Consider the following 9,473-nt stretch of genomic DNA (forward strand, 5'->3'; position numbering starts at 1 on the left):
CGGCGGGGCGGGGGGGGGGGGGGGGGCGGGGGGGGGGGGGCGGGGGGCCCCCCCCCCCCCCCCCGCCACGGCGGCCGGGGGCGACGCCCTCGACGCCGTCAACACGTTCATCGGCACGCAGGACGAGGGCAACACCTTCCCGGGCGCCTCGGCGCCGTTCGGGATGACGCAGGTCAGCCCCATCACGTCGCACTACGCCGGCTACCGCTACACCGACACCGCGATCCGCGGCTTCGGGCACTTCTTCCTGTCCGGCGCGGGCTGCTGGGAGCAGGGCGGCCTGGTCTCGACCCTGCCCACCACCGGGGAAGTGGGCCCCGGCAAGGCGTTCGACACCACCAAACCGTCCACTTTCGACCAGAAGCAGTACGCGGCGCCGTACACCCACGACGGCGAAGTGGGCAAGCCCGGCTATTACAAGGTCCACCTGACCGGCTACGGCGGCGTCGACGTCGAGACGACCGCGTCGACCCGCGCCGGCGTCGAGCGGTACACCTTCGCGAAAGCCGGGGACGCCAACGTCTTCGTCAACGTCGGACAGGCCAATGACAAGGAACCGGTCACCGGCAGCAGCGTCCGGATCGTCGACGACCGGACCGTCGAAGGCACCGTGGAGTCGCAGGCGTTCTGCGGCGGCAAGGCCTACACGACGTACTTCACGACGAAGTTCGACCGTCCCTTCAGGACGTTCGGCACCTGGTCGCCGTCCGGTGGCACGCCCGGCTCCCGCGCCTCCGCGGGCGGTGCGGGCCTGCGGGGTGCCTGGCTGACCTTCCCCGGCGGCGGCCAGGTCACCGCCACCACTGCGATTTCCCAGGTGGACGCGGCCGGGGCGCGGATCAACCTGGCCGCCGAGCGTGTCCGGCCGTTCGACGCCGTGCGCGCCGACGCGCAGCGGACCTGGCGGCGTGAACTATCCAGTGTGGACATCAAGGACGGCACCCCTGCCGACCGCACGGTGTTCTACACCTCGCTGTACCACGCGCTGCTGCAGCCGCTGACGGCGAACGACGCCGACGGCCGCTACTACGGCTTCGACAAGAAGATCCACCGCGCCGCCGGGTGGACGTACTACGACTTCTTCTCGCTGTGGGACACCTACCGCACGCAGAACCAGCTCCTGGCGCTGCTGCGGCCGGACCGGGCGCGGGACATCGCGAAGAGCATCCTCGCCATCCACGACCAGGGCGGCTGGCTGCCGCGGTGGGCGTACGCGAGCCAGGAGACGAACACGATGACCGGCGACCCGGTCACGCCGTTCCTGGTGGACCTCTGGCGGTTCGGCGCGCTGTCCGGTGCGGAACTGCACGCCTACCAGGCCCTGTTGCAGAACTCGCGGGAGGTGCCGCCCGCGGCGTCGCCGTTCCAGGGCCGCTCCGGCAACCCGAGCTACCAGCGCGACGGGTTCGTCCAGTACGACCCGGACTTCCCGAAGAAGGGCCAGGACACCGACCCGAACCACGGCGCGTCGGCCACCCTGGAGTACGCACTCGGTGACTGTGCGCTGTCGATCATGGCCGCGGCGCTCGGGAAGAAGGACGACGCGGCGGCGCTCGCGGCGAAGAGCCGGACCTACCGGACGCTGTGGGACGAAACACTGACCGACCGCGGTTTCACCGGCTTCTTCCGGCCGAAGGTCCTGGGCGGCGCCTGGTTCAGCCCGGCGGACAAGCCGTACAGCCCGCAGAGCCAGGACGGCTTCCACGAGGGCACCGCCTGGCAGTACCAGTGGCTCGTCCAGCAGGACGTCCCTGGTCTGGTGCAGCGGATGGGCGGCCCGGCGGCCACCGGCAAGCGCCTCGACGACTTCTTCGCCTACACCGAGCTGGTGAAGGACCCGGCGAAGGCGGTCCGCGAGAACTGGGTCGTCGGCCCGTACGACTACTACGACCAGTTCCGCTACAACCCGAACAACGAGCCCGACCTGCACGCGCCGTGGATGTACGCGCTTACCGGGCAGCCGTCGAAAACGTCGACGGTGGTGCGGGCGGCGCACACGCTGTTCACCGACGCGCCCAACGGCGTCACCGGCAACGACGACCTCGGCACCATGTCGGCGTGGTACGTCTTCAGCGCGCTCGGCCTGTACCCCGCCGTTCCGGGGACCGGGAACTTCGTGCTCAACACTCCGCGTTTCGCGAAATCCGTGCTGCACCTGGAGAACGGGAAGGACATCACGATCACGGCGCCGGGTGCGGACGGGACGAAGCTGCAGTACATCCGCGGACTCGAGGTCGGCTCGAAGGCCACCGACCGCGTCTACGTCGGCTTCGACCAGCTGAAAGACGGTGCCACGCTGCGGTTCTCCCTCACCGGCGACGCCGCGCAGGCGACGTGGGGGACGGCACCGGCGTCCGCTCCGCCGTCGCCCTGCGCGGGGTAGTAACCGGACACTCACGGCCGCGGTCCATTGTGGTCTGGACCGCGGCCGTGAGCATCGTCACGGGCCCCGGTGTTCCCGTGAGGGCCGTCACGCCTCACACTGGTATCACCACGTCCGACAGCGCCGTTGACGTCCGAGACAAGTCCGTCTTGGACGGCGAGGCTTATTCTGGGTAGGCCGCCACGCCCCCTGTGCATACTGTTGGTCAGCAACGGATGCCATGTGGCGGCCGACGGCAGAATAAGCCTCGGTGCGTCGGGCGTTTTGATGTCTACGTGGTGAGACCCCACAGGAGGAAGCAGTGTCCAGCAAGGCCGCTCAAGTGTTCCGCGTGGCCGCAGTAGCCGAAGCCCTGTCCTGGGCCGGGCTGCTGGTCGGGATGTTCCTCAAGTACGTCGTCCACACCTCCCACGAGGGTGGGGTGCCGGTGCTCGGCATGGTGCACGGCGTGATCTTCGTCCTGTACGTGGTCGTCTCCCTGTCCGTGGCGAAGCCGCTCGGCTGGCGCCCGAAGACGCTGGTACTGGCGCTGCTCGCGAGCATCCCGCCGCTGTTCACGTGGCTGTTCGAGAAGTGGGCGCTGCGCAACGGCAAGCTCGACGGCCCGCAGCGGCTGTCCCACGGCGGTGTCGGCCTGTTCCAGGTGAAGGAAACCGTCGCGGCCTGAGGTTTCGTGACGAACGGGCCCGCGCCTTTCGGGGTGCGGGCCCGTTCGCGTTATTCGACGAAATCGCCTGCCGCGCGCCGCACCTTCGTCAGTAGCTCGGTCAGCTGTTCGGTCTGCCGCTCGGTCAGCCCGTTGAGCCCGAAGTCGATCGCGGTGACGGCCTCGGTCGCGGCCTCGCGGCGCGCCCGGCCCTCGTCGGTGATCTCCACCAGCGTCGTGCGGCGGTCGGTGGGGTGCGGGACCCGCTTGACGAGCCCGTCGCGCTCCAGCCGGTCCACTATGTTGGTGACACTGGTGGGGTGCAGCTGGAGCCGCTCGCCCATCACCCGCATCGGCAGGCTGGCGCTGCGGGCGAAGGTGAGCAGCACCAGTGCTTCGTACCGGGCGAAGGTCAGGCCGTGCGGCTTGAGCGCGCCGTCCACCGCGGACTGGATGATCTGCTGGACCCGCATGACCCCGGTCACCGCGGCCATGGTCCCGGAGGGCCCGATGCGGTCCTCCCACAGCCGGGCCGCGCGGGCGATCGGGTCGAACGGCAGCGGACGGTTCATGACACGCGAAGTTACCAGCGGGTACCGGCGGGTGTCGCACGACCGGCGGAAACAACACCGAAGAAGGGACTTCCGAGCATGATCGTCGCGTTCAGCGTGAGCCCGTCCGGCGGGGACCCCGACGGCGGGGTGAGCGAGGCCGTCGCCCGCGCGGTCAAGGTGGTCCGCGAGTCCGGGCTGCCCAACTCGACCAACGCGATGTTCACCAACATCGAAGGAGCGACGTTCGCGTAATGCTACATCACAGGCCGGGGTGTTCGCCCAGGTCAGGGGTAGATACGCACTCGGAGAGCGGGCCGGCGGGCTTGCCGTCGGGGGGCGTCGTAGAGCAGGTAGCCCCAGTCGGTGCCGTCCTCCCGCGGGTGCATCATGCCGGAGCCCCAGAACGGGAACTCCCTCTCGGAGAGTTCCCAGTCGTCCAGGTTGAACTCCGGGCCTGACTTGTACCTAAACCAGCGCTCGCACGTCTCGCGGTCGCGCCACACCCGCATCTCACGAGTGACCTTGTGATGGGCGACACACTGGGGCACGGCTGCGTCTCCGGGCGGCGGGATGGAGCATGGCACCCGGTCGGGTCTCCTGATGAAGTGTTCGACGCTCCTGGGTTCACGACCGGGTGTCATGCTGTCTCGGGGCCGGGCGGGATCTTCCCCATCTCGCCCGGCACATCCACCGTAGAACAGGTGTTCGACTGCTGCAACCCCGGTGGGCATCAACCCGGCTCGCCATGGTCGGCGCGTCGAGGAGCTTGAGTGGCCTCGGGGTCGACGGGCTCAGGTAGCTCGGCGTTGGCGGGAGGGTGCTGTTCGGGGAGCTGCGGCTTGGTTGGTTTTTCCTTGTCGCGATGTCCGGTCTTGAGCTTGAGGAAGGGCATCCGCAGTTCGAACGGCTCGCCGTCGGACCGGTTCCACAGGAAGAGGCTGTAGAGGAGGGCGCCAAAGAAGTAGATCACCGCAAGGGCGCCAATCAGCCCCCACAAGGCTCCGGCCGGGAGGCCCTTTAGTGCGTCGATGATCGGTTGGAGCGACACGAGCTGCCCTTACCGCTAGCAAGAGCCGGGGCGTCTCCGCTAGCCGGTTAGGCGGCGCGGTATCGCTAGTCAGGCGCGTCCTGACACGCTCAGGCCCCGGTCTGACCTCAGGGGGTCGGGCTGAGCGCACGAGGAGGGCGAAGCCACTCTTCGACGGACGCACGAGGCCAATGCCTCGTGTTTCGCAGGAGCGATCAACTCCCACTTCGCCTTACGGAGTTGGCGATGGGCAATCCCAGTAGCCTATCCGGCGCGAAGCTGACTATACCCGAGCGAGGTGGACTACTGCCAGCCGACCGTGTAAACGCAAAAGGCCCCGCCTCCTCATGGGGAGACGGGGCCTTCGGGTGGGTCAGGAGATGACGGCGGACAGAACGGCGCGGGCGAGGCGGGGCGGGACGGCGTTGCCGATCTGCTGGAAGATCTTGGTGCCGGAGCCCTGCCACGGGAAGCCCGGCGGGAAGGACTGGAGGACCGCGCCCTCCTCCATCGAGATCCGGGCGTCGTCGGCGGCGTTGCGAATCCAGCGGCCCGCGTCCTTCTCGACGTAGATCTGCTTCCGGGCGCCGGAGCCGCCGACCTTCTCCCGGTCCGGGCCGCCGGTGATGCCGGACGCGATGGTCGGGTAGGGCCGGTGGGTCATCCCCCAGCCGATCGCGTCGGCCATGCTCAGCCACGGGAGGAGGTCCTGGTCGCCCTCGTGCTTGCCGACACCGCGCTTGTACGGCCGGTGCGTCGGCGCGGGGAGCGAGACCTCGCGGTCGAGGCGGGCGATGAGGAAGGCCCGCTTGCGGGTCTGGGGTACGCCGTACTGCTCGGCGGAGAGCTTGCCGGTCGCGACGTGGTAGCCCTCCCGCCGGAAGATCTCGGCCATGTACTCCCAGACCGGCAGGACCGTCGGGACCTGCTCGAAGGCGAGCCAGTCGTAGGGCCGGTCGTTGTCGAGCGCGGCGAGGACCCAGCGCAGCGGCTCCAGGACCGGGCCGGTCCGCTCGTCGGAGAAGACGGAGAAGTCGACGGACTGGCGGGCCTCCAGCGTCTTCGCGAGCTGGTAGACGGTGTCGAGCGCCGCGCGGCCCGCCTCCTTCCCCGCCGGCCGGTGAGCCCGGAGCGTACTTGCCGACCTTGGAGTGAAAGGCCGTGACACATGAGCTGCCCTGCGCCGGATTTGGCGACGTGGGCTTCTAAGTCGTGACCCGGCTCCGGGAGCTTCGGAAAGCTTGGCGGGTGCACGTCAAAGCTCAAACGTCCGTTAAGCGGTCTAAGTAGAAGGAGGGGGAGGGGAGGTATCCCCGGGGTACGGGACGAAGGCTTGGCGGCTTCGGTGTTTTCCCGTCACGAAATCGTGGACGTAGCCAGGGTGATTTCCTTGCGAGCGTTGCGAGGAGTTGGTGAAGAATTGGTTGTCACAACATGTGCTAGCTGTGCGACTTCATATCGAAGGGTACGAACGGAGGCGTCGAGATGGAATACGCGCACATGATCGCCGGGTACCGGATTGTTGCGGGCACGTGGGGTTCCCACACGCCGATCTCCACGGTCCAGGGGATCGTTTTCAACGTCAATCCGAGGATGAGATGGCTCATCAACAAGGTCACTGATCCCGTTGACTCGATGTTTGCGAAGGTCGACTTTGGAGGAAAAAACGCCTACTACAATGAGGGATCATGCGTCAAGTGTGGAAGTCTTTCCGTTGGTGCGGATACCTACTGGGGATTCTTTCCGGCAGATTCCTACTCGAGAGTTGACTACGAGTTGACGATAGTCATCAAAGGAAACACATATAACGTTAAGCACGGGATGTTGTTCTAAAAAAGGGTGCGGGGGTGCGTCTCAAAGACCCGTTGCGCGCCAGCCAAAATTGCACCTACGACACTGCGCCTCGATGCCGTCGTGGCTCGTCCCGCCGTGGCGGACGGCCACGCGGTGTCCCCCGGTTGCGGGGTTGTCCGGTGTAAACGGGGTGCCGCATCGCGTGCAGTGAGTGGCGTTGGCCTTGGCCGCGGCAGTGGCCTTGCGATGTGCGTGTCCGTAGCCACGCTGCGCAGCGGAGCCGCGCTCGGCCTCGTACTTCCGTTGACACGCAGTGCATCGCGTGGAAGTAGTGGGCTCACCGCATCCGTCCTCACGGCACACGCGCTTGGCCCTGGCCATGACGTGCCTGCCTTCTGCCCCGTGGTGCGTGGGCCTGGAGTTCCCAGGGCTTGAATGCGTGCGCGCCCCCGCTTGCCCACGAGGGGAAGCCGGGATGCACGGGTGGGGCGGGGGTGGGAGAGGGGTTGGGCTACCGGATAGGAAGCCGGGGTACACGGGTGTGGACGGCGGTCCTAGTCGCGTCGCTTGCCGTATGGGACGGTTAGTAGCATGACCGAAGATTCAGGACGGGATGATCGATCCTCGTACCGCCAGTTCAGCAAGACTCAGCACGAGGAGTGGTCGGGTGTCGCGTCGGCCGACGCGGACTTCAACAAGGGCGCGCGTGACCTTTACGAGACGGCAGGGCTGGATCGGAAAGAGTGGACAATCCTTGGGTTCGATGCCGGAAGCCGCAGAGGCCGCGCGTGGGTCGAGGTGTTCGCCCTCAACACGGCGCTCTTCGGCGTCACCAGCCACCAGGAACTCAAGACGCTCGGTGAAGCCGCTGCTCTTCCCGTGACCAAGTTCTACATTCCCTGGGAGTCGGGCCTCGGTGACTTCATCGACGAGCACTTCCAGTCGTTCACGACAAGCCTGACGGTCAAGAGCATGGTCGGCGTCGACTTGCAGATCACCGACACCAAGGAGATCCGCGCCGAGCAGTAGTAGCCGTCCACCGGGTAGCGGCGGCCGTGATGCTCAAGGCACACGGCCTCCCCGGTGTCCGGGTGCACGCGGCCGGCAGGGCGGTTGCACCGGTAGCCCTGGGGCGTCCTTGCCTGGCACTTGTAGCCCGCCCGCTGGAGGACGCGCAGCGTGTTCGCCGAGGTCGGCACGGTGCTCTCCTGCCTGGGCGAGGGGCGGTGGGCGAGGTACGGGAGGCCCTGTCTACACCTGGCGGCGGACCCCGCGGCGTCCACCCTGTGGACCTCCCCAGGCCCGGAAGGCAGCAAGGATAGGCAGACGCTGACGGGTGCAGGGGCCCCTTTTGCGCTGGCACGGGCGCGTGGCTGCGCGGACGTGGACCGATGAGGCATACTGGGGGCATGGAGTCCGTCCGCTTCGGCACCGGGCGCCGAGTAGTCCGCTGGGTCTACTCGTCGTCACCGGCGCCTTCGTGGCCGGAATACCGCCGTCGCTCCGTCTTGGACTCCAAGATGGGGTTGATTGTCTTCCTCGGGGCCCTCGTGGCCGTCACACTGTCGGCGTTCACGCCGTCTTGGCTTTCGAAAGAACTCTGGCTTCGTTCGCGTCGGCCGCGGCCCCAGGTGCGTCGCCTGGTTCCCCGACCGCCTATTAGCGAGCGTGTTCCAGCCTTCATCGTCGATGACTTTCTTCATCCCAAGTCATCTGCGGTGAACTGAGCGTCGCTTCGAGTAACCTTCGGCGCCGGTTCCTGCCCTAAACGAGCAGGGGGCCGGAATGGACCCACAATTCTGGGTAGCACTGGGCCAGTTGGCGGCTGCAAGTCCGATCGTGGGTTCCATCGTGGGCTGCCTGTGGGTGCTGCTGTCCAAGCTGAAATGCGTCAGCGACGCTTACGCCTCGATCTCGGACACACGGTCGAGGAAGAAGGCGCGGGATGTACTCCTCGACCCGGACTCCAGTCCCAAAGAGCGCGAAGGCGCGGCAGTGGTGCTGCAACGCCGCGAAGTAGCGGGGCCCGAGGAGCCGGGGGCGGTCGCGAAAGTCCAACAGGGCAGGGAGCCCGCCTCGCCGGAACACCGGTGGTGGCGGCGAAGGCGGCCGAGACCGGACTAGGGCGTGTCTGACAAACGTCTCGGTGGGTTGCTGGGATGCTGCTGGTCGTGTCGCGGTTTCAGTTGCTCTCGGACGGTCAGTGGGCCTTGATCCAGGACCTGCTGCCGGTCCGCACCGGTAAGCGAGGCAGGCCCTTCTCGGATGCGCGGGCGATGGTCGAAGGGATCATCTACCGGTATCGGTGCGGGATTCCGTGGCGGGACGTGCCCGCGGTGTTCGGTCCGTGGCAGACGATCTGGACCTGGCATCGCCGGATGGCCGGTGACGGCACCTGGGACACCGTGCTGCAACGCCTGCTCACCGAAGCAGACGCGGCCGGCCTGGTTGATTGGTCGGTGTCGGTGGATTCCACGATCGCCCGGGCGCATCAGCACGCCACCAACATCACCCGTCCCACAGGGGGCTGGGTCGAACTACACGGATCTGCTGACCGAGCCGCCTGATCATGCGATCGGCCGTTCTCGCGGCGGGTGGAGCACCAAGGTGCACCATCTCGTCGACGGGAACGGCCGCCCGCTGGTCACTCTGGTCGGGCCTGGGCAGGCCGGGGACGCGCCGATGTTCCCGCACCTGATGCGGCATCTGCAGGTCCCTCGCCTTGGAGGCGGTCGGGCGCGGACCCGGCCCGACCGTGTCCGCGGTGATAAGGCCTATTCCTCGCGCGCCATCCGCGGACATCTGCGCGCCCGCGGCATCACCGCGGTGATCCCCGAGCCTGCTGATCAGGCCGGGCACCGCAAACGTCGCGGTTCCCGCGGCGGCCGTCCACCCGCCTTCGACGCGGTGGACTACTGCGGCCGCAACGTCGTCGAACGCCGGTTCAACCTGCTCAAACAATGGCGTGGCCTGGCCACTCGCTACGACAAGCTCGCCATCGTCTACCGGTCAGCGGTCGTCCTGCACGCCGTGATCGCCTGGACCAAAGCATTGTCAGACACGCCCTAG

At 67.5% G+C, this 9,473-nt stretch carries 9 protein-coding genes, 1 other RNA gene and 1 pseudogene; 8 read left to right on the plus strand and 3 right to left on the minus strand.

From position 1 onward, the window contains the following. Positions 1 to 2,383: GH92 family glycosyl hydrolase (locus ABJI51_RS25665; RefSeq protein WP_431605661.1), on the plus strand; the 2,383-nt coding region annotated here is incomplete at its 5' end. A gap of 301 nt (positions 2,384 to 2,684) precedes the next feature. Continuing rightward, positions 2,685 to 3,050 carry a DUF3817 domain-containing protein gene (locus tag ABJI51_RS25670; RefSeq protein WP_348953963.1) on the plus strand — a complete coding sequence of 122 codons (366 nt, stop codon included), beginning with the start codon at positions 2,685 to 2,687 and terminating at the stop codon, positions 3,048 to 3,050. Between the two features lie 50 nt (positions 3,051 to 3,100). On the opposite strand, the gene ABJI51_RS25675 is transcribed toward ABJI51_RS25670, so the two are convergent. Further along, entirely contained in the window at positions 3,101 to 3,601 is a 501-nt protein-coding gene (locus tag ABJI51_RS25675) for a MarR family winged helix-turn-helix transcriptional regulator (RefSeq protein ID WP_348953964.1), read from the minus strand. Positions 3,602 to 3,679: 78 nt separating this feature from the next. On the opposite strand from ABJI51_RS25675, the pseudogene ABJI51_RS25680 reads away from it, so the two are divergent. Then, positions 3,680 to 3,820: pseudogene (locus tag ABJI51_RS25680) on the plus strand (thiamine-binding protein); the annotation flags it as partial. Between the two features lie 493 nt (positions 3,821 to 4,313). Here the strand turns inward: ABJI51_RS25680 and ABJI51_RS25685 are convergent. Next, complete coding sequence (locus tag ABJI51_RS25685; RefSeq protein ID WP_348953965.1) at positions 4,314 to 4,631, minus strand: hypothetical protein; 318 nt, start codon at positions 4,629 to 4,631, stop codon at positions 4,314 to 4,316. Between the two features lie 352 nt (positions 4,632 to 4,983). Continuing rightward, positions 4,984 to 5,778 (minus strand): DNA cytosine methyltransferase, encoded by a 795-nt coding sequence (locus tag ABJI51_RS25690; RefSeq protein ID WP_348953966.1) that lies wholly within the window; start codon positions 5,776 to 5,778, stop codon positions 4,984 to 4,986. A gap of 317 nt (positions 5,779 to 6,095) precedes the next feature. On the opposite strand from ABJI51_RS25690, the gene ABJI51_RS25695 reads away from it, so the two are divergent. From ABJI51_RS25695 to ABJI51_RS43600, 5 genes are all read left to right on the plus strand, one after another. Further along, a complete protein-coding gene (locus ABJI51_RS25695) occupies positions 6,096 to 6,443 on the plus strand; it encodes a hypothetical protein (protein WP_348953967.1) in 348 nt (115 codons plus the stop codon). Positions 6,444 to 6,995: 552 nt separating this feature from the next. Further along, a complete protein-coding gene (locus ABJI51_RS25700; protein WP_348953968.1) occupies positions 6,996 to 7,433 on the plus strand; it encodes a hypothetical protein in 438 nt (145 codons plus the stop codon). 233 nt (positions 7,434 to 7,666) lie between these two features. Continuing rightward, positions 7,667 to 7,757, plus strand: an RNA gene (gene ffs / locus ABJI51_RS25705) — signal recognition particle sRNA small type. Between the two features lie 806 nt (positions 7,758 to 8,563). Next, entirely contained in the window at positions 8,564 to 8,971 is a 408-nt protein-coding gene (locus tag ABJI51_RS43595; RefSeq protein ID WP_431605568.1) for a transposase, read from the plus strand. Between the two features lie 40 nt (positions 8,972 to 9,011). Then, positions 9,012 to 9,473, plus strand: a complete 462-nt coding sequence (locus ABJI51_RS43600) for a transposase (RefSeq protein ID WP_431605569.1) — start codon at positions 9,012 to 9,014, stop codon at positions 9,471 to 9,473.

This window comes from Amycolatopsis melonis (genome assembly GCF_040064235.1).
Classification (GTDB): Bacteria; Actinomycetota; Actinomycetes; order Mycobacteriales; family Pseudonocardiaceae; genus Amycolatopsis; species Amycolatopsis melonis.

What these genes read in the sequence shown, in the direction of transcription:
- ABJI51_RS25675 (WP_348953964.1), bottom strand. Translation starts at nt 3,601, where the DNA reads ATGAACCGTCCGCTGCCGTTCGACCCGATCGCCCGCGCGGCCCGGCTG.
- ABJI51_RS25700 (WP_348953968.1), top strand. Translation starts at nt 6,996, where the DNA reads ATGACCGAAGATTCAGGACGGGATGATCGATCCTCGTACCGCCAGTTC.
- ABJI51_RS43595 (WP_431605568.1), top strand. Translation starts at nt 8,564, where the DNA reads ATGCTGCTGGTCGTGTCGCGGTTTCAGTTGCTCTCGGACGGTCAGTGG.
- ABJI51_RS25695 (WP_348953967.1), top strand. Translation starts at nt 6,096, where the DNA reads ATGGAATACGCGCACATGATCGCCGGGTACCGGATTGTTGCGGGCACG.